At 40.6% G+C, this 22,523-nt stretch carries 21 protein-coding genes; 8 read left to right on the top strand and 13 right to left on the bottom strand.

Annotation, left to right across the window (positions count from 1 at the left end; genetic code table 11):
• Positions 1-16 precede the first annotated feature (16 nt).
• Both RYX56_RS15750 and rnhA read right to left on the bottom strand, forming a co-directional pair.
• Positions 17-1,378: an aldehyde dehydrogenase gene (locus RYX56_RS15750; protein WP_317123006.1), complete on the bottom strand. Its 1,362-nt coding sequence runs from the start codon at positions 1,376-1,378 to the stop codon at positions 17-19.
• 40 nt (positions 1,379-1,418) lie between these two features.
• Complete coding sequence (gene rnhA / locus RYX56_RS15745) at positions 1,419-2,051, bottom strand: ribonuclease H (protein WP_317123005.1); 633 nt, start codon at positions 2,049-2,051, stop codon at positions 1,419-1,421.
• 84 nt (positions 2,052-2,135) lie between these two features.
• Here rnhA and RYX56_RS15740 point away from each other — a divergent pair, with 84 nt between their 5' ends.
• Together RYX56_RS15740 and RYX56_RS15735 are read left to right on the top strand one after the other, a co-directional pair.
• On the top strand, positions 2,136-2,273 hold the full coding sequence (locus RYX56_RS15740; RefSeq protein WP_317123004.1) for a hypothetical protein: 138 nt from the start codon (positions 2,136-2,138) through the stop codon (positions 2,271-2,273).
• A gap of 62 nt (positions 2,274-2,335) precedes the next feature.
• Complete coding sequence (locus RYX56_RS15735) at positions 2,336-2,587, top strand: hypothetical protein (protein WP_012957520.1); 252 nt, start codon at positions 2,336-2,338, stop codon at positions 2,585-2,587.
• Positions 2,588-2,633: 46 nt separating this feature from the next.
• Here the strand turns inward: RYX56_RS15735 and RYX56_RS15730 are convergent, their stop codons facing one another.
• The 4 genes from RYX56_RS15730 to nadB form a co-directional block, all read right to left on the bottom strand.
• Positions 2,634-3,998 (bottom strand): MATE family efflux transporter, encoded by a 1,365-nt coding sequence (locus tag RYX56_RS15730; RefSeq protein WP_317123003.1) that lies wholly within the window; start codon positions 3,996-3,998, stop codon positions 2,634-2,636.
• A gap of 132 nt (positions 3,999-4,130) precedes the next feature.
• Entirely contained in the window at positions 4,131-5,228 is a 1,098-nt protein-coding gene (gene nadA, locus RYX56_RS15725; RefSeq protein WP_317123075.1) for a quinolinate synthase NadA, read from the bottom strand.
• Between the two features lies 1 nt (position 5,229).
• Entirely contained in the window at positions 5,230-6,084 is an 855-nt protein-coding gene (gene nadC, locus RYX56_RS15720) for a carboxylating nicotinate-nucleotide diphosphorylase (protein ID WP_317123002.1), read from the bottom strand.
• 14 nt (positions 6,085-6,098) lie between these two features.
• Positions 6,099-7,622: an L-aspartate oxidase gene (nadB, locus tag RYX56_RS15715; protein ID WP_317123001.1), complete on the bottom strand. Its 1,524-nt coding sequence runs from the start codon at positions 7,620-7,622 to the stop codon at positions 6,099-6,101.
• Positions 7,623-7,705: 83 nt separating this feature from the next.
• On the opposite strand from nadB, the gene RYX56_RS15710 reads away from it, so the two are divergent.
• Positions 7,706-8,851: an IscS subfamily cysteine desulfurase gene (locus RYX56_RS15710; protein WP_317123000.1), complete on the top strand. Its 1,146-nt coding sequence runs from the start codon at positions 7,706-7,708 to the stop codon at positions 8,849-8,851.
• 29 nt (positions 8,852-8,880) lie between these two features.
• Here the strand turns inward: RYX56_RS15710 and RYX56_RS15705 are convergent, their stop codons facing one another.
• From RYX56_RS15705 to RYX56_RS15690, 4 genes are all read right to left on the bottom strand, one after another.
• On the bottom strand, positions 8,881-9,741 hold the full coding sequence (locus RYX56_RS15705) for a polysaccharide deacetylase family protein (protein WP_317122999.1): 861 nt from the start codon (positions 9,739-9,741) through the stop codon (positions 8,881-8,883).
• Positions 9,742-9,798: 57 nt separating this feature from the next.
• On the bottom strand, positions 9,799-10,137 hold the full coding sequence (locus tag RYX56_RS15700) for a hypothetical protein (protein WP_317122998.1): 339 nt from the start codon (positions 10,135-10,137) through the stop codon (positions 9,799-9,801).
• A 149-nt stretch (positions 10,138-10,286) separates the two neighbouring features.
• Entirely contained in the window at positions 10,287-11,666 is a 1,380-nt protein-coding gene (locus RYX56_RS15695; RefSeq protein WP_439108500.1) for a sodium-dependent transporter, read from the bottom strand.
• Between the two features lie 129 nt (positions 11,667-11,795).
• Entirely contained in the window at positions 11,796-12,203 is a 408-nt protein-coding gene (locus RYX56_RS15690; protein ID WP_317122996.1) for a thiol-disulfide oxidoreductase DCC family protein, read from the bottom strand.
• Positions 12,204-12,366: 163 nt separating this feature from the next.
• On the opposite strand from RYX56_RS15690, the gene glcT reads away from it, so the two are divergent.
• From glcT to mreBH, 3 genes are all read left to right on the top strand, one after another.
• Complete coding sequence (gene glcT / locus RYX56_RS15685) at positions 12,367-13,197, top strand: glucose PTS transporter transcription antiterminator GlcT (protein WP_317122995.1); 831 nt, start codon at positions 12,367-12,369, stop codon at positions 13,195-13,197.
• Between the two features lie 196 nt (positions 13,198-13,393).
• Complete coding sequence (gene ptsG, locus RYX56_RS15680) at positions 13,394-15,424, top strand: glucose-specific PTS transporter subunit IIBC (protein WP_317122994.1); 2,031 nt, start codon at positions 13,394-13,396, stop codon at positions 15,422-15,424.
• A gap of 449 nt (positions 15,425-15,873) precedes the next feature.
• On the top strand, positions 15,874-16,881 hold the full coding sequence (gene mreBH / locus RYX56_RS15675) for a rod-share determining protein MreBH (protein WP_317122993.1): 1,008 nt from the start codon (positions 15,874-15,876) through the stop codon (positions 16,879-16,881).
• A 60-nt stretch (positions 16,882-16,941) separates the two neighbouring features.
• Here mreBH and rbsK read toward each other — a convergent pair whose 3' ends face one another.
• Positions 16,942-17,853, bottom strand: a complete 912-nt coding sequence (rbsK, locus tag RYX56_RS15670; RefSeq protein ID WP_317122992.1) for a ribokinase — start codon at positions 17,851-17,853, stop codon at positions 16,942-16,944.
• Between the two features lie 19 nt (positions 17,854-17,872).
• Positions 17,873-18,115, bottom strand: coding sequence for a protein YuzH (locus RYX56_RS15665; RefSeq protein ID WP_317122991.1), 243 nt, complete (start codon positions 18,113-18,115; stop codon positions 17,873-17,875).
• A 222-nt stretch (positions 18,116-18,337) separates the two neighbouring features.
• Here RYX56_RS15665 and RYX56_RS15660 point away from each other — a divergent pair, with 222 nt between their 5' ends.
• Positions 18,338-18,637, top strand: a complete 300-nt coding sequence (locus RYX56_RS15660; RefSeq protein ID WP_317122990.1) for an AarF/UbiB family protein — start codon at positions 18,338-18,340, stop codon at positions 18,635-18,637.
• A gap of 219 nt (positions 18,638-18,856) precedes the next feature.
• On the opposite strand, the gene RYX56_RS15655 is transcribed toward RYX56_RS15660, so the two are convergent.
• Positions 18,857-19,612 carry a DUF3658 domain-containing protein gene (locus RYX56_RS15655; protein ID WP_317122989.1) on the bottom strand — a complete coding sequence of 252 codons (756 nt, stop codon included), beginning with the start codon at positions 19,610-19,612 and terminating at the stop codon, positions 18,857-18,859.
• A gap of 455 nt (positions 19,613-20,067) precedes the next feature.
• Between RYX56_RS15655 and RYX56_RS15650 the strand changes: the two genes are divergently transcribed.
• Positions 20,068-22,482, top strand: coding sequence for a S8 family peptidase (locus tag RYX56_RS15650; protein ID WP_317122988.1), 2,415 nt, complete (start codon positions 20,068-20,070; stop codon positions 22,480-22,482).
• The last annotated feature ends 41 nt before the right edge of the window (positions 22,483-22,523 follow it).

The raw sequence follows: 22,523 nt of genomic DNA, 5'->3' as shown, positions 1-22,523 counted from the left end.
TTAGATTTTCAACGAGCTAATTCATTAATTTGCGCAATACCTTCATCGTTAATTTACCTTGTTTATATCTTAATGGAAGATCTACTTTTGTCGATTGCTTCAATATACTCTTGCGATGAGAGAATGTACGGAAACTTTCTACTCCGTGATAGGCACCAGTCCCACTCTCACCTACACCACCAAAAGGTAAGTAAGGAGTAGCTAAGTGCATCACCGTATCATTGATGCAACCCCCACCAAAAGATACGTTTTCAATAATTGTCGCTTCAACCTTTTTGCTTTCTGTAAAGACATATAGAGCAAGCGGGTTCGCTTTTTCACGCACTTTATCTAAAACTTCATCAAGCGATTGGTACGTAAATATCGGTAGAATCGGTCCAAAAATCTCTTCTTGCATAATGGATGAGTTCCATTCTACATTCGTTAAAATCGTTGGTGTTAGTGTGCGGTTCTCCACATTGTAATGACCACCTAGTTGGACTTCACCATCATGTATAAACCCTACTAACCGTTCTAAATGACGCTCACTTACGACTTGCGGATAAGTTCTTTGCTCCAACGCTTTATCAAATAATGCTTTAGCATGCTTTTTGATCTTTTTCAAAAAGGAAGGGTACACTTTTTCATGTACAAGAACATAGTCGGGTGCTACACAGGTTTGACCAGCATTTAAAAATTTCCCCCATGCAATTCGCTTAGCAGCAAGGTCTAACTTTGCATCATCAGAAACAATAGCTGGACTTTTGCCACCGAGCTCAAGTGTTATGGGAGTCAAATTCTTTGAGGCTGCTTCCATTACGATCTTTCCGACTCCTACACTTCCCGTAAAGAAAATATAATCAAATGGCTCTTTTAATAGAGCTTGACTCACATCAACCGCACCTTCTACCGTTTTGATGTACTCTTCATCAAACGTTTCATCTAACAGTTTAGCAATCACTCTAGATGTGTGTGGGGTTAACTCTGAAGGCTTAACGATGGCACAGTTTCCAGCAGCGATTGCTCCGACTAAAGGAGAGAGCGCTAATTGAAGGGGATAGTTCCATGGAGCAATAATTAAGGCCACACCATACGGTTCATAATGAATTTTTCCAATTGATCCGACATGAGAAGCAGGTGTTTTAACCTTCTCTGGTCTCATCCATTCTTTAAGATGCTTAAGCGTATGCGTGATTTCCTGATACGTTGGGCCAAGCTCTGTTAAAAAAGCTTCTTCATTCGTTTTATTAAGATCCTTTTTCAATGCTTCAAGCAACTCATCTTCATTTTGCTGCATGGCTTCTTTTAACCGTTCTAATTGCTTTTTTCGGTAGCGGTACTCTTTTGTTTGACCAGTATAGAAGAACTGCTTCTGCTTTTCTCGTAACAACGTGTACATAGTTGGCCCCCCTTTAATTAGAGTTTTCTTTACTATAACTTTATTTTCTTCCGTAGTCTGCTTTGATCTCTCCCCATTTTTCCGTATGCCATTTTAAGATTGGGTTTTGATAATCATTTTCCTGTAACCATTTTTCGGCACGATCCATAAGGGACCAAATATATGCCGTTCTCTCGTTGCGATCAAGTGTTGATTTTGCTTTCCTTTGTTTGACCCATTTAATAGCAGTCATCGAATCTGAATAAATAGGTTTATTTGAACCTTGCTCTTTTAAATAGGCTAATCCATGGACAATCGCCAGAAACTCACCCATGTTATTAGTCCCAATATGAATTTCATCATGAGCAAATAAAATTTCACCCGTCTGCGTGTGAACTCCTTTGTATTCAACAATTCCAGGGTTCCCTCTACAACCAACATCTACTGAAATGCTATCCCAGTTCACTTCTGCTACAACATCTACTTCTTTTTTTGCAGAAGTGCTTCTTTTGGTTTTTGATGGCGATACCGATGTTGTTCCTCCACTAAAAGCTGCCTTTGCTTCAGCTTCTGACTGAAAGGACTTAAAACGAGCTCCTGTGAAACCTTTCACTTGTGCTTCACATTCTGCCCAAGTGGTAAAAATACCTTTTTCTCGTCCATTCCAAACCACATAATATTTCTTTTTGGCCATCGTGACACCTTCTTCGTATAAGTTTTCGCTTTAATCAAATAGTAACAATGAAACCATAATTACACAACGAAAGGAGTACTGATGATGACTAAACGTAATAAGCAACAAAATAAAGCACTTACTAATAACCAAACACCAACAGAAAGCATGTTTAATCAAGAAGTAGCAAGCGAAATGATTGATAATGGATCGAATAAAGCAAACGAGAAGAAAAAGAAGTAATCATGTATAAAAAATACCATATTGGGATACCCTGTTGAAAAAACGTTTAGGAGGGTAAACTCATGAACATTACGATTAATCGAAAGCGATCTGTGAAGGAAGTAGGAGATCTCGTAAGCACAAAAAGTAATAAGCTCTATGCGATTATCGAGGATAAGGGTGAAAAATATCCTTATCACCTCCTATGTCTAGAGAGCTTTACGATTATCGAAAGTTATGATGAGCTCCCTTCGAACCAAGAGATTGAAGAAGATATAGGTGAGAAGCTTGACGGCATTTACCAACATCGTGATTCCCATATTACCTTAAATTAAAAAGGCTGTTTCAAAAGTGAACTGATCACCTTGAAACAGCCTTCTTCTATTTTCCTTGAGTTAATTCAACCTTCACACGTTCTTCAACCACACGCAGCCTCCATAATAGGGCCGCTGCACATACGGCTAAACCTGTGATCAGCCCAATCCAATAACCAAATGGACCGAATGCTGTATAGTTTGCTAAAGCATACCCAGTCGGTAAACCGATCAGCCAAAATGAAACGAGCGCCATTACAAATGGAATGTTTACATCTTTATGCCCACGTAACACACCTTGGATAGGGGTTGCAATCGCATCAGATAATTGGAAGAAGATCGAGTATATTAAGAAGGCTTGAATGAGTCTTGCTACAGTTGGATCATTCGTATACAACCCAGAAACAGGCTCACGTAAGACAAAGATAATTAAGCCAGCCACAACTCCCATTCCCACGGCAATCCAGATTCCCATTTTACTGTATTGCTTCGCATCGTAGAAACGCTTTGCTCCTACTTCATATCCAACAGCAATCGTTAATGTAAAGGCGATACTGAGTGGGATCATATATAAAAATGATGCAAAATTAATCGCCGCTTGGTGTGCTGCAATCGTTGCTGTGTCAAACTCACTCATTAATAATGTCACTGCTGCGAAGATACTCGTTTCAAAGAAAATGGTAAAGCCAATCGGTAAACCGAGTATTAATAATTCTTTCCACTTCGCAAACGATACACCGTAGAAGGTTTTAAAGATACGGTAAATCGAAAAAGGCTCTACACGAGAGACGAAATACACAGTAACCCCAAAAATACACCAATACGTAATGGTCGAGGCTATGCCTGCCCCGACTCCCCCTAATTCCGGGAAGCCCCATTTCCCAAAAATCAGCACGTAGTTAAAAAATATATTAATCGGTAGTGCAAGCAAGGTGATAAACATCGTCACCCTTGTCTGCCCTAACGAGTCAATAAAACAGCGCAAAACAGTATGCATGAATAAGGGTATGATACCAAAACCCAGTGCGATCAAATACTGATAGGCGATACGATGAACTTCTGGTTCAAGCGACATCAAACCAAGTACAGGTTCAAGAGCCAGCCCACCAAAGATGATAATAACAATGGACAAGACTAGGGCTACGTATAACCCTTGTACGACTGTAAACGGAACCTCTTCTCTATTGCCTGCTCCTATACTTTGAGAAATCATCGGAGTGATCGCTAATAACACACCACTTAAACCCGTAAAAACAGGCAACCACAAGCTTGAACCAATTGCCACACCCGCTAAATCATAGGCTCCTGCTTGCCCAGACATCGTCGTGTCAAAGAAGTTCATTGCATACAACCCTAGCTGTGTGATAAGAATAGGCAACATGACTACTAGGAGCAGTTGTACTTTCTCCCGAATCGTCTTTGTCTCTCTCATCCAATCCCCCCTTGCCACTCTATATCAATTTAAAACTATGTCATTATATCACTACAAACCAAGTCGGTCACTCTTATTATCTCCACACTAAAAAAGCTATCAACATCTATATGCTGATAGCTTCGTACTATATTATAAAGACAGAAGCATTCTCTCAATTGCAAGCTGCGCTTCCCTCGCTACGTCTGGCTCTACACGAATAACATTCTGTGGTGTTCCACTAGCAATCACATCAAGGGTCCAGACGAAATGAGGCAGGTCAATTCGGTTCATCGTTAAACAAGGGCATAAATCAGGATTTAGTGATTGAATCGAGAGATGAGGGTTGTTATTCATTAATCGTTTCACTAAATTCATCTCAGTTCCTATCGCCCACTTGCTGCCTCCTGGCGCCGCTTCAATCTGTTCGATAATGTATTTAGTGGAACCTGCATCATCAGCCGCCGTTGTCACTTCCCATGTACATTCGGGATGAACAATAATTCTTCGATCAGGCTCCTCTTTACGAATCTGTTCAATATGCTGTAAGCGAAATTTCTCATGAACCGAGCAATGCCCTTTCCACAAAATCATCTTCACTTCTTCCGTTGGATGCATGTTCTCTAATTGCTCTGTCTGCTGGTTCCACACGACCATCTCTTCTAGATTCACTCCTAGTTGATAAGCTGTATTTCTACCTAAGTGTTGATCAGGCAAGAATAGAATTCGTTTCTTTTGTGCAAACGCCCACTGCAACATTTCTTTTGCATTAGATGAGGTGACCGTCGCGCCTCCATGCCTTCCCACAAAGGCTTTGATCGCAGCAGATGAATTCACATACGTAATCGGAATAATCGAGTCGCCAAATTGCTCAGTCAGCTTTGCCCAGGCGATTTCAGTCTGCTGTCGTGTGGCCATATCAGCCATTGAACAGCCAGCTCGCATGTCAGGTAGTATGACGGTTTGATCTTCGTTTGTTAAAATATCCGCGGTCTCAGCCATAAAGTGGACCCCACAAAACACGATATATTTTGCATGGGGATTCGTCGCTGAGACTTTTGCTAGTTGAAGAGAATCGCCTGTGACATCGGCAAACTGAATCACCTCATCTTTTTGATAATGGTGGCCTGGAATAAATAAATCCGGTCCTAACTCATGTTTTCGTTTATGGGCACGAGCAATTAGCTCTTCATCACTCATCTGCTTATAGTGTGCAGGTAGCATCATTTGCGCCTGCTCGAAAATATCCATTTTAAGCATGGGTGACACCTTCTTTCACGCTCACATCAAGACTAATATCAAGTGCTTTGACAGAATGAGTCAGAGCACCCATTGAAATATAATCGACTCCACTTTCGGCATAGGCACGCAAAAGTTCATGACGAATGCCTCCTGATACCTCGACGATAATCGATGGTGGAATAAGCTTTCTCCATTCTGCCGCTTCCACCGGACTGCAGTTATCAAACATTATCACATCTACTTCTTCTACAATGGCTTCTAATACTTGATCACGAGACTCCACCTCAACCTCAACTTTAACCATATGACCAATGTTGCTTCTTACCTTCTGAATCGCTAGAGAAATCGATCCACCACATTGAGCAATATGATTGTCTTTGATTAAGACGGCATCATTTAGCCCAAAACGATGGTTGAAGCCACCCCCACATTTGACGGCATACTTTTCTAACATTCGTAGCCCAGGCGTCGTTTTTCGCGTATCACAAATACGCGCAGACGAGCCCATCACCTCTTGAACAGCCGTATGAGTCTGTGTAGCAATTCCTGATAGACGTTGAATAAGATTAAGAATTACTCGTTCAGAACTGAGCAAATCAACAATCGGACCTTGTACCTCAGCCAGAACGTCTCCAGTCCTCAGCTCTTCTCCATCTCTTTTATGAACCTTAACCTCTATAGTCGGATGAAAAAGCTCGTACGCAGTCTGCAAAATAATCTCGCCACAGAAGATGCCCGCTTCCTTTGCACGAAACAAAGCAATTCCTGTCTCGGCATCAAACATCGCTTCTGCTGTCACATCTCCGTGTCCAATGTCTTCACAAAAAAATGTGTTTAACTGTTCTTTCACTAATAATCGGTTCATCGCCAACACCCCTCCTATGATATGACTGTCTGTACGTCCCTTACCACATGTAGCTTCCCGGTATCACTTCGTTCATGAGCACCACAACTCACTTTTCGATCGAGTGCGGCTGTTGCTAGTAAACTTGCAACGATTCGCATATTGTCACTTGTGATCCTTTTCTTAGACCACAAGGTTCGATTATACTTTCTCTCACTTAGCGGCTCATATTGACTCAACCAGTGAAGTAGCTCTTTCAGATCCGCTTCATTCCGCGTAATATTTAATGCATGTGAGACTCGCTTCTTTACTTCATTCACATTCGGAAGTTTTGGCGTTACCTTTTGCTCCTTGTTGTTTACTGAGAACAATGTTGGTAACGTTGGTCTTGGTGCTAAATTTGCTAAGTATTCACCTAATCTCTCACCGAAAACAATCGCTTCTAATAATGAATTACTCGCTAGGCGATTCGCCCCATGCAAATTGTTTCCAGCAACCTCTCCCACTGCATATAAATGAGGGATAGACGTTTTGCCAAATGCATCCGTTTCGACTCCACCCATATGAAAGTGTGCGCCTGGTCGAATAGGAATCCTCTTTTGCGAGAGGTCTACCTTCCCCTTTTTACAAAGCGCGGCTATCTGCGGGAATCGCTTTTCAAACTTGTGAATCATTGAGGTATCAAGAAAGACTTGCTCACCACGATGAACATACCCTTGAATCACACGAGCCACGACATCTCGAGGGGCTAAATCTCCTAATGGATGCACACTTTCCATAATTAACTGCCCAGCCTCACTAACCAAAAAGGCCCCTTCACCTCGCAAGGCTTCTGATGCCAACCCTATCACCTTACTTTGTGAATAAATGAGCGTAGGATGGAATTGAATAAACTCTAAATCTCGTAATGTAGCTCCTGCGCGCAGCGCCATCGCCAATCCGTCTCCAACTAGTGTTGGGTCATTTGTTGTCGCTTCAAATAATCCACCAATTCCTCCTGTTGCTAGTACAGTAGCACTTGCCCGGATTGTTACCACTTGACCACTCGGTCCGTGAAAGGTTGCCCCAACACATTCATGAGCTACTATGACCAAATCAATGGCTTGATGGTCTTCAAGAATCGTCACATCCCTTTTTTCAAGTAGCTTCCAATAGTACTCCATACATATCTTTCCTGTTTGATCACCATCGTTGTGAACAATTCGACGCTGTGAATGGGCCCCTTCTCTCCCGAGTGCGAGGGTCCCATCTTCTTTTTTATCAAAAGTAAGGCCTTTTTCCATCCAATGTTTTAACCGTTTCGGTCCTTCGTGAACAAGAATTTTGACTAGCTCAGGATCATTTTGATCACAACCCGCCTTCATCGTATCTTGGTAATGGAGCTCGGGGTGATCGACTGATGAAAGAGCAGCGGCAATCCCTCCTTGCGCTCGCCATGAGTTTCCACTTTTCCTAGACCCTTTGATTACTAAAGTTACTTTATAACGCTCAGATGCCTTTAATGCTGTCATAATAGCAGCAAGGCCTCCACCAATAATTAAGATATCTGCTTTTAACATGTAATCACCTATTCTTTACATGTGTCTTGACACCTATATTTACATAAAACTAAACTTATGACAAGAGCTAACTAATGGGAGGAATGAAATTGATCTATTTAGACCATGCGGCAACGACCCCTATATCCAAGGAAGCCATTGAGGCTTGGCTAAAAACAAGTGAACATTATTTCGCAAATACAGAGAGCTTGCACGAAGAAGGAGAAAAAGCACGGCAGCTCTTTTACACTTGTAAAAAAGAACTGGCACGAGTCGTCAACGGGGAGTCTGAAGCTGTGTATTTTACTGGGAGTGGTTCAGAAGCCAATCTACTTGCATTGGAGAGTCTATATAAAGCGAATAAATATAAAGGCAATCACGTAATCACCTCCTCGATTGAACATCCGTCGGTGCTTTCCTTTTTTCAACGTTTAGAAGACCAAGGGAGAGACGTCACCTATTTGCCTGTTCAATCCGATGGTACGATCTTACTAAATACAGTGAAGAATTCTATTCGTAAAGATACGATCCTTGCTTCCATTCAACATGTGAACTCTGAGATTGGAGTGATTCAACCAATAAAAGAGATTGGTCAACTCCTCCGACGTCACCGCATCATTTTCCACAGTGATTGCGTTCAATCATTTGGTAAGGTACCGCTTGACCTTGAGAATTTACCTGTTGATACGATCACCGTCTCTAGCCATAAAATCTACGGACCTAAAGGAATCGGTGCGGTCATTATGAATAAAGATACGCCATGGAAACCTGTCCATCCGCTCACTTCGCATCAAGAAGGTTTCCGTCATGGGACGATTGACTTACCAGGAATTGCTGCTTTTACTACGGCAGCTGTCCACATCCATGAGCGGATGGATAAACAATTAGATTCGTTTTGGACGTTACGAAAATATTTATTGAAGAAACTTAAGGATAGTGGTATTCACTTTACCGTCGATGGAGGGGAGGATGTTGAGACACAATTGCCGTCCATTTTAGCCGTTTCCATTGCGGGAATCGAAGGTCAGCTTATGATGCAAAGACTCGATCGTTATCATATCGCTATTTCAACAGGTTCAGCCTGCCAATCTGGGAAACAAGATCCCTCGCGGACAATGGTCGCTTTACAAAAAACCAAACAAGAGATTCATCGCTACTTCAGACTATCGTTTGGAAAAGATACAACCAAAGCACAACTTGATGAATTAGCGAAACGATTAGTAGAAATTGTCCAAACCGTGGCCGTTTAAAAATAAGGTGGGGGAATAATTCCCCCACCTTACTCAAGCTTTTCTCCATCTAACCGTACAAATTGATACCCCTGTTCCCGAAGCTTCGGCACCGCTGCTTTGACCCCAGCAGCTGTACCGCTTTCTGGCTGATTCATATGCAACAACGCGATCGACCCATTCTCTGAACCAAGTAACGCACTTTCTACTTGCTTAGCAGTATAGGTCGCACCCGCATCACCTAGGATATTAAAGTTGACCACTTCATAGCCTAGGGCATTGACCAACTCAACTGCTACTTCATCATAAAAAGCCGTACCAGAACGGAATAACGACATCTCTCTTCCTGTTAATTCCAATACTCGGTTATGATTGCCTAACACTTCTTCCTCTACTTCCTCAGGACTTTGGGTCGCCTCTATTCCCCAAGCTGTTCCTCCGTTCACCGAAAGAGGAACATGCTCTGTTCCATGATTTTCAATTTGAAACAATGGATTTTCGGCAAGCTCTAAAAATAGCTCATGGTATTCTACAATCCACCTTTGATTGATAAATAAAGTAGCAGGTATTTGCTCTTCCTCCAGAAACGAAATAAGCTCTTGATCATAGCCATTTCCATACGGCCCACCGCATGCATCAAACGTGAGGGCCAGCTTTTTCTCTTCTGTATCAATACGAGTCTTAACCCCATCGACATTCTCGCCCCACTGCTGAGCTTCACGATTGAACTCTTCTAGATCCGTACTTTCATCCACAGAAGGCATCTCACCTCCTGCAACATCCCCTTCTGAGGTTTCTCCATCTTCGGTCATGAGGTCTTCTTCTACCATTGGTTGTTCTTCACTTGTACATGCTTGAGTGAGTCCAACAAATACCATAGCTACAAGGATATACACCAGTCTTCTCAACATTCTTCAACTCCATCGCATAAGTAACCCCCTAAGCCATCAAACTTAGGGGGGACCGTGTTATTCATTTTGAGCAGATTGTTCGGGCTCTTTCTCTTCTTGAACTTCATACCAATCATCAAGTACTTTCGCGTCTAAGATTCGTGCTTCAACATAACTTAATTGTTTATCTGTAAACATTGGCTTCCAGTCCATTTCATTGTCATCCAATATACTAACAACCGTTAATAACTCTTGCCATGCTACGTATCGTTTATACCAAAAGAACTGAGGTTGTTCGGTCATATAAGGGTAAAGATCGTCAAATTCCGTGTGTTTACAATCAATTGTTCTCTCAAATTGTTGCTTTGCTTTTTCTAATCGTTCACTTAGATAAGCTTGAAATTTGTTATTCTCCATTCTGTCCCCTCCTCATGATGCCACCTAATGCATCTATCTATTTTTTTATTTTAACATGTTATACGCATTTGAAAAACATAAATGAATCAGAAAATTTAGCCATTTTAGAAAAAACAAAAAGAAACGGTCATAATAACCGTTCCTATGCTTTATTTAAATATACCAATCGCATCAATAAATATTATAATAATTGCAATCGGTGTAACGTATTTTAAAAGTACATACCACACGATGAATACTTTTGAGCCAACGGAAGATCCTTGCTTTAATTCTTCAAATAATGCCGTCTTAGATAATTTTAGCGGAATAAAGATAGAAATAAGGAACGCTCCAAAAGGCATCAGAATATTACTAGCTAAATAATCAGCCGCATCAAAGAACGTTCGGCCTAAAATGTTCACATCAGCCATCGCACCATAAGATAAGCAAGCTGGAATCCCTAGCACAAAGATAAGAAGACCTACTGCCCAGCTGACACGAGGGCGTTTTTTTATATCTTTTTTCACTCGAGTTGCCACAATAATCTCAAGCATTGAAAAGGCTGAAGTTAAAGCCGCAAATACAAACAAGATGAAAAAGGCAATCAAGAATAGTTCTCCAAAGACCATCTGTTCAAAAATGGCTGGCAAAACAACGAAGATAAGTGGTGGTCCTTCACTTGGCTCGAGACCAAACGTAAACACACCTGGAAAAATAATGAGACCTGACAAAAGAGCTACCAACACGTTCATAACCGCAATTGAAACTGCTGATACTGGAAGGCTCTGCGTTTTAGGAACATAAGAGCTATAGGTTACCATAACCGAAACCCCTAATGATAATGCAAAGAATGCCTGTCCTAATGCAAAGAGAACAGTATCAGAGCTTACATTTGCCATGTCAGGGAGTAATAAAAAGCGTATGCCATCCATCGCCCCTTCTAAAGTAAGAGAACGTATCGCAATAACAATTAACAAAATAAAGAGAGCTGGCATCATAATTTTACTTGCTCGCTCAATTCCTTTTTGAATCCCTTTTGAGACTACAACGATAGTTAGAACAATAAAGAGAAGTTGGGCTCCTAGTGTAGGAATTGGATTTGAAATAATTTCTCCAAACCGCTCTCCATATTGATCAACCGTTAATCCTGATAATTGCCCGGTTATCGCATGAAACAGATAAAGTAAACTCCAACCACCGACTACACTGTAGAAAGACAAAATAATAAAGCAAGTGATGACCCCAATCCAGCCGGTAATTTTCCAAGCTGACTTAGGTGCTAATTCCTTGTATGTCGATATCGCATCTTTTCCAGTGTGACGCCCAAGTATGAATTCACCGATCAGCAAAGGTAAGCCAATTAATACAGTAAATAACATAAATAATAAAAAGAATGCACCCCCACCACTTGTTCCTGCAACATAAGGGAACTTCCAAATTGCCCCAAGGCCGATTGCGGTCCCTGCAGTCGCATAGATAAATCCTAATTTCGACGACCATTGTTCTTGTTGTTTCAACCTTTTCAACTCCAATCTTTGCTGACTATTCATAGGTGGCTTGATCCTTCTTTATCACTTCAACGCGGCCACCTTTTAAATGAGTTAATAAATAATAACTTCCCTATAGTAGCAAAGCGTCGCTGCCAGAACAACCGGAAATTTCTTACCATTCGAACTATATTAAGAAAGAAAACGCTCTCTCTCATTCTTAGTAGGAATTCTACACACTTCTCGTTTCCCAAAAAGGCGATACCTTTGTTTGGCAAATTGACGATATAATCCATCACGCACAGGTTTAGGAAGCCATTTAATTACCTTTAGAAAATGCCATCTCTGTTGCAGATGGGGCACAATCTTTAAGGCAGCATCACTATATGTATAAGCATGCCCATCTTCTATTACAATAATAGAATCAACCGAATCCGCAATTTCATACTTTCGTTTCATTTGAGCTCCTACCTGGGACTGAAGAGATGCAAATTGATAATACTCTTCTTTTTCATTTCTTAATATAAAATTAACTGCTACATTGCATACATTACACACGCCATCGAACAAGACAACAGCTTTTTTATCTGTATCTTTCAAGACATAAACCTCCTATAGTGGTCAGTGATCTTCTATTCTTTTCTAATTTTTCACCTATTGCGAATCTCTCAATTCCTGTAAAGAAAGATTTCTTTTTATTGACCTTAACAATCAAAAAAAGCTATTATGATACCGTCTTACTCTTGACGAAAGGAGGACCCTCATGCTTACCGTTAAAAAAGTACTAAATAACAATGTGCTTATTGCAGAGCATCCAGACTATGCTGAAGTCATTTTGATTGGAAAAGGTCTTGGATTTGGTAAAAAGCCTGGTGAACCCGTTGCGGGCGATGTAGCTGAAAAGTTTTTTGTGTTAAAAGAAGAAAAAGAGCAAGAGCAGTACAAGCAATTACTTGACTATGTTGATGAAGCATTTATTGGTCTGATGGATGATGTTATTTCAATGATCGAAGAACGCTTTAAAGTACGCTTACATGAACACATTCATATTGCTTTGACGGACCATTTATTTTATGCACTCAAGCGTCTACATCAAGGTTTTGATATAAAGAACCCCTTCCTTCCTGAAACGGAGCTAGCATATCCAGATGAATTTGAAATGGCCTCTGATATTATAAAATACATGAACAAAGAACTTAACCTTGCAATCCCACAAGGAGAGATTGGTTTTGTAGCTCTTCACATCCATAGTGCGCTAACAAGGCGCCCACTTCAAGAGGTAAACCGCCATACACGCCTTATCGGAGAACTTGTACAGGTAATTGAAGGCTCCCTTGCGATTGAGATTGACCGTAAAGATGTTGATTACTTGCGCCTTGTCCGTCACCTTCATCATGCCATAGAACGTATTAACAATGAACAATATGATGACAATCAAGAAGCTTTAAAAAGTGTCTTGCAATCTGAATACCCTGTATGCTACAATCTGTCTTGGAAGCTGATTAAGATTATGCAACAATCACTTAAGAAAACGGTTCCAGATGCTGAGGCAGTTTATTTGACTCTTCATCTCCAACGTTTATCAAAACAATAATAATTTCATTAATGACGTTTCTTTTTAACGTGTTACTGGTTATGCAGGCATGAGAGGAAAAGAAAACGATCACATGAATTGAACGAGAAGTACGTCTTCTATCAATTGATGTGTTCGTTTTTTCCACTCATGTCTTTTTTGTTGTATAAATCACCTATTTCAGCTTTGAAACTATGAAAAATTGGAGGAATGTCACATGTTTAAACAGTCTTTTAGTGTCCTACAACGTGTAGGTAAAGCGTTAATGCTTCCGGTTGCATTACTTCCTGCTGCAGGTATTCTACTTGCATTAGGTAATGCCATACAAAACCCGGATCTAGTAGCAAGACTCCCTTTCTTAACAGCGGATTGGATTGTCTTACTAGCTAGTGTGATGGAAAGCGCTGGAGACATCGTCTTTGCTAACTTGGCATTATTATTTGCAGTCGGTGTAGCCATCGGTCTGTCAAATGGAGATGGGGTTGCAGGCCTAGCCGCTCTAATTGGTTACTTGATTATGAATGTAACGATGAGCGTCCTTGGTGGTTACGGAGAATGGACGCCAGAAATGATCGGAGCAGATCCTGGTATTTCTTCCGTATTAGGTATCCCAACTTTACAAACAGGTGTCTTCGGCGGAATTATAGCCGGGTTGCTCGCCACATACACCTATAAGAAATTCTTTAACATTGAGTTACCATCTTACCTAGGCTTCTTTGCAGGTAAGCGTTTTGTTCCAATTGCAACAGCATTTTTCGCACTATTTATCGGTGTTATTCTATATTGGATTTGGCCAACCATTCAAGTAGGGTTGAATAATCTATCGTACTTGATGGTAGAGTCCAATCAAACGTTATCGGCCTTTATTTTCGGGGTAATAGAACGTGCGTTAATTCCATTTGGTCTTCATCACATTTTCTATTCACCTTTCTGGTTTGAATTTGGACAATACACTAACGCAGCTGGTCAAGTTGTTCGTGGTGACCAAACGATCTTCTTTGCACAAATTCGTGACGGTGTAGAGCTTACAGCAGGTACATTTATGACGGGTAAATTCCCATTCATGATGTTCGGTCTTCCTGCAGCAGCATTGGCAATCTATCATTGTGCACGCCCTGAACAAAAGAAAGTTGTCGCAGGAATTATGGGTTCAGCGGCCCTAACATCATTCTTAACAGGGATTACTGAACCAATCGAGTTTAGTTTCTTGTTCGTAGCACCAGTACTTTTTGCTATTCATACAGTATTTGCCGGTCTATCCTTTATGACCATGCAAATTCTAGATGTTAAAATTGGAATGACCTTCTCTGGTGGGATTATTGACTTCTTCTTATTTGGAGTACTTCCCAACCGTACAGACTGGTGGCTCGTTATTCCTGTAGGTCTTGCTTTCTCACTTATCTATTACTTTGGATTCCGCTTTGCGATTAAGAAGTTCAATCTTATGACTCCTGGTCGTGAAGAAGTAACAGAAGATGAAAGTACAACAAGCGTTTCAGCTGGAGACCTTCCTTACAACGTTCTGAAGGCACTTGGCGGAAAAGAAAACTTAGTCAACTTAGATGCATGTATTACACGTCTTCGTGTCAGTGTAAAAGATGTGGCACATGTTGAAAAAGATACATTAAAGAAACTCGGCGCATCCGGTGTCATGCAGATGGGTAACAACGTTCAAGCGATCTTTGGTCCTCGTTCAGATCAAATCAAAACACAGATGCAAGACATCATTAGTGGACGTACACCGATCATCGAAGATACACCTGAGGAAGTAGAAGCTATCGCAGGAGATGTTGATTTTGCAATGCCAATCTCAGGTAAAGTTGTTCCTATCGCAGAAGTACCTGATCAAGTATTCTCACAAAAAATGATGGGTGATGGTTTTGCTATCGAGCCTACAGAGGGCATTGTCTACTCACCAATCACTGGTAAAGTCGTTACATTATTCCCAACCAAGCACGCTCTTGGACTTGTTACAAATGAAGGAAAAGAAGTGTTGATTCACGTTGGGCTAGATACAGTAAACTTAAAAGGTGAAGGATTTGAGGCTCTTGTAACTGAAGGAGATCAAATCAAACAAGGCCAAGAATTGCTTCGCTTTGACTTACGTTTTATTGAAAAAAATGCAACGTCTATTATCACACCAGTCGTATTTACAAATTTAACTGATCATGAATTCGTACAAGTTAAAGAGACTTCCACAATGACTCACGGTGATAAAAACATTGTAACGATTAAACAATCCAATTAATTTTAAAAAAAGATTTATTTTTAGGTTTTAATTGAAATAGTGCGGGGTAATTATTAAGTAGACAGGCGCTAAGACGTACGGATTGAGCACCGTACAACTCCCCCGCCTAGCCTAACAAGCAATGAGCATCACCCTCCCCCACCTTATGTGGAAAGACCTAGCCCAGGCTAGGTCTTTCTTGATTTTAATGACCTCTTAAAAATACAAAGCTAGGCTTTCAACCATACTTACCCTTTTCATCTCGATAAGCAGATAAACCTACATCCAAAGACCCTTCAAACCCCTTATATTAGCAAGGTTTGGAAGAATTAGCGCAAAATCTAAAACAAGTCCCATACATCTCTCATATTCTTACATAGAAGATAAGCGTTATGCCCCTTTGATTCTATTTAAATGCCTGTTACACTAGCTAACTATGAAGACTTTTAAATGAAAAGTTGGTGAATACTATGTGGTCGAATGCAGAAATTGGAATTGACTTAGGAACAGCAAACATACTTGTTTATAGCAAAGATAAAGGTATTGTATTGAACGAGCCTTCTGTAGTGGCATTAAACACCGAAACAGGTGATGTGCTTGCAGTAGGTGCTGAAGCAAAAAGCATGGTAGGTAAAACCCCTGCTAATGTTGTGGCGGTACGTCCGTTACGTGATGGTGTTATTGCAGACTTTGATGTGACAGCTAGTTTGTTAAAGGAAATTATGAAAAAGGCAAGTAAGCAACTGGGACTTTCTCTTAGAAAACCTAATGTAGTTGTTTGTGCCCCGTCTGGTTCAACTTCAGTTGAACGCAGAGCAATTTTAGACGCAGTGAGAAGCTGTGGAGCAAAAAATGTTCACATCATAGAAGAGCCTGTAGCAGCAGCAATTGGCGCCGACCTTCCCGTTAGTGAGCCTGTAGCAAACGTGGTAGTAGACATTGGTGGAGGTACAACTGAAGTTGCGATCATCTCATTTGGTGGCGTTGTTTCCTGTAATTCAGTTCGAATTGGTGGAGATAAACTTGATGAGGCGATCATTCAGCATGTACGTAAAAATTACAATGTCTTAATTGGTGAGCGGACTTCTGAACAAATTAAGATGGAAATTGGGTATGCTCCGATCGAACATGAAGAATTAACTATGGAAGTTCGTGGACGTGACTTAGTAAATGGTCTCCCTAAAACAATCACCCTACGTTCTCCTGAAATTCAACAAGCATTGAGCGAATCACTTCTACAAGTGTTAGAAGCGGTTCGTGCAACGCTTGAAGATTGTCCTCCTGAATTAAGTGGGGACATCGTTGATCGTGGCGTTATGATTACGGGTGGTGGTGCCTTACTCAACGGCATCCAAGAGTGGTTCTCAGAAGAGATCTCAGTACCTGTTCACTTAGCTCCAAATCCATTAGAATCTGTTGCTGTTGGGACTGGTCGTTCACTTAAATTTATCGACAAGTTACAAAAAGCAACAGTATAAGTTAATACCTTAAACGTAGCAAAAAAACGACTCATCCATGGATGAGTCGTTTTTCGTTATTTATCTGATTGGATTTCTCTTTATGAACTTCTCTACTTCTTCTTTTGTTGGAATCGATGACTGAGCTCCTTTACGAGTTATAGCGATCGCTGAAGCTGCTGTAGCAAAATGAAGTGCCTCATTTATTGTTTTAGCCTCCATTCTAGCAGCAACAAAAGCTCCAATAAATGTATCACCAGCAGCTGTTGTATCGACCACGTTAGTTACTAAGTATGCTGGGATATGAATGATTTCTTCTTTTGAGGCGTACATACATCCTCTCGTCCCTAAAGTCAAAAGAACATTGCTTACCCCTTTTGATAATAAATGGACAACTAAGTCTTCATCTGTCACATTGTCGGAATCCACTTCCGCTACAATTTTAGCCTCATGTTCGTTTACAACCAATACATCTATTAAAGGTAAAAGAGCACTAGGAATTTTTCTTGCCGGTGCTGGATTTAGTAGCACCTTCATCCCTTCGGCTGCTGCTAACTTAATCGCCGATTCTGTTATGCCCCATGGGATTTCATTTTGGACAATTAGCCATTCCCCTGACTGAAACACATCCTTGCTTTTCCATGTTACATATTGATTAGCACCTGTCGCTAATATGATGCGATTCTCACCATTTTCTTCTACTGTGATCATCGCAGTCCCTGATGTCCCCTGGACCACTTTTACATAGTTGACTCCAACTAGATTGACTCTCAATGAATTTATTAAGGCCTCTCCATATGGATCATTACCAACCGCTCCGACCATTTCTACAGTCGCGCCTAAGCGTGCTGCTGCAACAGCCTGATTCGCCCCCTTACCACCAGGATACCAAGAGAAGTCTGTTCCCCTAAGTGTTTCGCCAGCTTTCGGATAACGTTCAACCGTTACGACTAGGTCACTATTTATGCTACCTACTACAATTATATTAGCCATATGACCTCACTAACTCCTTTTATATTTCTGTATTTGAACGCCTATTTTGATATTCCTCATGTAGACCGAGTTCCTTATTGATCAGCCATTCCATCTCTTCTAAATCTTCTCTCAGCACGATTGGGTCATACTCTGACCACTGAATGACATAAACAAAATAATAAGATCCTATCTTGCTAAAAATAACTGGAGAATCAGGAAAATGATCAAAAAAAGCTTTTAACCGATTTCTCTTCATATACGAATAGCGTTCAAGCTTCAAATTATCACCTACTATCTCCAATAGAAGTTCTTTTACATGCACATTTATTATACAACTTGTATAATAAAATAAAAACGAAGGTGAGTTATCCATTATGAAGAATTTTTCCATCTATCGTATTTTCACCATCGTCTTTATGAGTAGTAAATTTTTTTCTTTCAAATTATGAACTTTCAACGTAAACATCGTAATAAGTGGGATCATGAAAAATGGAATAACCTGTTGCTCGCACAAGCACAGGAGTACAAACGAAAAGCATTAAGACTTGAAGGTCTTCTAATTAAACTAGGCCAGTTCTTAGCCACACGTGCCGATCTATTGCCGGAGATTTTTTTACAAGAATTAGCTGATTTAGTTGATCATGTCCCCCCCGTACCATGGAATGAAACCAAAAAGGTACTTGAACAAGAGTGGGGGCAACCTTATAAAAATATTTTAACAAGCTGTACCGAAGAGCCAATTGCACAAGCGTCATTGATAAGATCCAGATTGAATCACTCCCTTCTTCAAAAGATCAACTAGCCAAAAACTTACTCTCATTATTTTTAGAGCAGCTATTACGAGGAAGAAGAACTCCGCAAGCAACGCAGGATTGGAGGAGCTTTCATTAACTTACTTCGCCAATTTGAAAAAGCAGGCTATAAACTCCCTTTCCCGTTATCTTGGATTTTGAACTTCTGGAATCGCTATAGCAAGCGTCCGAATTAAAAGTAAAGAGAAGCGCCAACAAAGCGCTTCTCTTTATTTTCGTATCATGACTTTACTCATCATAGCATCTTCCATTTCCTCTACCCATTCAATGGTGTTCATCTCAACTAGCACCATTATTCTCCAAAGAAAAAATGGAAAAGGAAGGTGAGGCTCTCTCCCATATATCTCTCCTACTAATTTCGCTACAAGAGTTCCTCCATTTTCATCCATAAGCATTAAAAGTTTACTATCGTAATAAGAGTAATCAAGATGATCGTAAATAAAGTCAGCCCTTCGAATCCTAAGATCACTCTCTTCTTTTTTTAATTCGTTCCATGTTAGCTGAAGCTGCCTAATTGCATCACTAGATAATTCAATCGGCAGAAAATGCGCTTCAAGCCTTTCAGGAGGTAACTCTCGAACTAATAAAGGTCCTCTGACACGATTTAAAGAGAGGGATGTAGCTTGATTAACTGAATCGAGTTCATCTATCAAATACATCATCGCGATCTCATCAGCCGCTTCTTCGCCAACCCAAAAAGTTATTTCATGGCCTCTATTTACAGATTCTTGTATTTTTACAACTTGTTGTTGAAATTGCTTTAAAAGTGCTCCTCTTTCCTTTTTACCTGCTTTTATTCCAAATATCACCGATAACTCTTTCATTCGGTTTCTCTCATCTACTAAAGACCCTAGTTGGAGATAAGGCTCGAATACTAACACCTCACCAGAGAAGGGAATGATTGTCTCTTGGAACGCTTGCGTAAATGTAGCCTTAGCGGCATGTGAAAATAGAATATGTAGCATCTCTCTCTCCTTTCCCATGAATAAAAGCCTCTAATTACGACCAGAATATCATGCTCTTATCCCACTGCCAAATCTCTTTTCTTGAGCTTTCTTTTTAAATTTATTTCGATTTTTAAAATTTTTTCATTACGAAATAGATTTCATTCTTCTGAATAGTGAATATAGAACCCGGACTAAATACCCATTTACGATATTAGTATATTAATAATTATTGTAGAAAAAGAATGATCAGTAAGAAATTTACTGTTTTTTTCTTGCATGACTATTGACGCAGATGTCTTTGTTATCCTCTTATTCTTCATAAACAGGCACTAATACTCAATTTTGGTAAAGTATGAAGGAATATGTAACATTTAATAGAATATTGCCATTATAACGAAAATAGTCGTGTTTTTAGTGCGGATCCCACTAGAGCTCCATTATTTTCAACTTACTTAAAGGAGATGAGCTATTTTATGAAACGAACCTTCCAAACGTTCGTCATCTATACAATGGTGCTAGCACTTGCTCTTACCAGCTTTGGGACTGCGTCATTTGCGAATAATCAAAGAGACCTGTCTTTAGCAGAAGTAATGGGAGAAATTGATACAAAATCTTCTGCTCCTACTACTGTTATTGTTGAGTTAGAAGAAGAATCGATTGTTGAAGCAAAACAAAAAGGCAAGAATCAATCTAAGCAAAATTTAAAAGCTAAACGTGACCAAGTAAAAAACAACGTCTTGAAAGAAACATCTTCTAGCAAAATCGGACAAGAGTATGAGTACATATTCTCGGGGTTTGCTGTTGAGCTAAAAGGTAATGAAATTCCAAACCTCCTTACGATTCCGGGAGTAAAAGCCATTTATCCTGATGTTGAGTATACGACTACAACAGTTGATGAAGGGTTTATGATTGAAGAGGATGCTTACAGCCCTTCTATGCTCGATAGTGCACCTTTCATCGGTTCAGATGATGCATGGGATGCAGGCTTTACAGGCGAAGGCGTAACTGTTGCCGTTATTGATACAGGTGTGGATTATACTCACCCTGATCTAGCCCACGCATTTGGTGACTACAAAGGATGGGACTTTGTTGATAACAATAATGACCCTCAAGAAACACCACCAAATGACCCACGCGGTCGTCAAACGAACCACGGAACTCACGTAGCTGGTACTGTAGCAGCAAATGGTTTAATTAAGGGTGTCGCACCAGATGCCACACTTCTTGGTTACCGTGTACTAGGTCCTGGCGGAAGTGGTACAACTGAAAATGTCGTAGCTGGTATTGAACGTGCTGTTCAAGACGGCGCTGATGTTATGAATCTATCTTTAGGAAACACATTAAACAGTCCCGACTGGGCTACAAGCATTGCACTTGATTGGGCAATGGCTGAAGGTGTTGTTGCTGTTACATCAAACGGAAACAGCGGTCCAAACAATTGGACAGTTGGTTCACCTGGTACTTCTCGTGAAGCGATCTCTGTAGGAGCAACTCGCTTACCTTACGAAGTATATAGCGCAGATATTTCAACTGACTCTGATAAGACATATGAAAGTGCACAAGTGATGGGCTTTTCAACTACGGAAGAATTATTAGCACTAGATGGCGAAGAGTTTGAGTTTGTATATGCTGGACTTGGTGCTGCATCTGATTTTGAAGGTAAAGACCTCACTGGAAAAATCGCCCTAATGATCCGTGGTGAATATGCCTTTGTTGATAAAGCAGCAAATGCAAAAGCAGCTGGAGCTGTTGGAGCGATCATCTTTAATAATGTTGAAGGTGTACAACCAGAAGTTCCGGGCATGGCAGTTCCTACAATCATGTTAACAAACGCAGACGGGGAAGCTTTAAAAGCAGACCTTGAAGCTGGCTATAACACAGTAAGCTTTTCAATCGAATTTGATAAAATGGTTGATGAAACAGTAGCAGACTTCTCATCTCGTGGGCCTGTAATGGATACATGGATGATCAAGCCAGATGTATCTGCACCTGGGGTAAACATTACAAGCACAGTACCGACTCATCAAGCTGATAATCCGCATGGTTATGCTGCTCTTCAAGGTACAAGTATGGCCGCTCCTCACGTGGCAGGTGCAGCAGCACTTATTCTTGAAGCGAACCCTAACTGGGATGTAGATGCAGTCAAAGCTTCACTAATGAACACAGCTGAAAATCTATATGATGCAAATGGCGACCGCTACCCTCATAACACGCAAGGTGCGGGAAGTATCCGTGTACTTGATGCTATTGAAACTCAAACTCTTGTAACACCTGGAAGTCACTCTTTTGGGGTCTTCAACAAGACAAAAGGGAAACAAACAGAGCGTCAACATTTCACACTTAACAACCTATCTTCTGAACGTAAATCGTACTCATTCGATGTTCAATTTGATAAAGGTGTTGAAGGAATTAAGGTGAATACAAGCAATAATTTACGTGTACAGCCAGGTAAATCACAAAAAGTAAACTTCAATGTACAAGTAGACGCTAGTAAGCTAGCTCCTGGTTATTACCCAGGAACGATTATTATAAGTGAAGGTTCGAATTCATTTGAGGTTCCGACAATCTTATTCGTACAAGAACCGGATTACCCTCGTATTACATCTCTTGGTTACAATCTGAACCCTGCAACTGGTGATCTTGTAGGTTCTGCTTATGTACCAGGCGGTGCTGAAGAATTGGAATTCGAAGTGTACAATGAGAATTTAACAGCCTTTATTGGTCATGCTTTTACTGATACGAATATTGGTGCGGGCTACTATGATTTTACTTGGGACTTAACGATTGACGGGGGAACATTAGCTCCTGGCAATTATCGTCTCGTTGCTTGGTCAACAAAAGCTGGAAAAACAAATTATTCTTTCGGTGATGTATTCACAGTCCAATAAAACCAAAAGGCTCACTCCATCCTTAGGAGTGAGCCTTTCTA

Source organism: Alkalihalophilus lindianensis (assembly GCF_032843265.1).
Classification (GTDB): Bacteria; Bacillota; Bacilli; order Bacillales; family Bacillaceae_D; genus Alkalihalophilus; species Alkalihalophilus lindianensis.
The sequence above is the reverse complement of the archived record's forward strand: the minus strand, read 5'-3'. Positions and strand labels throughout refer to the sequence as shown.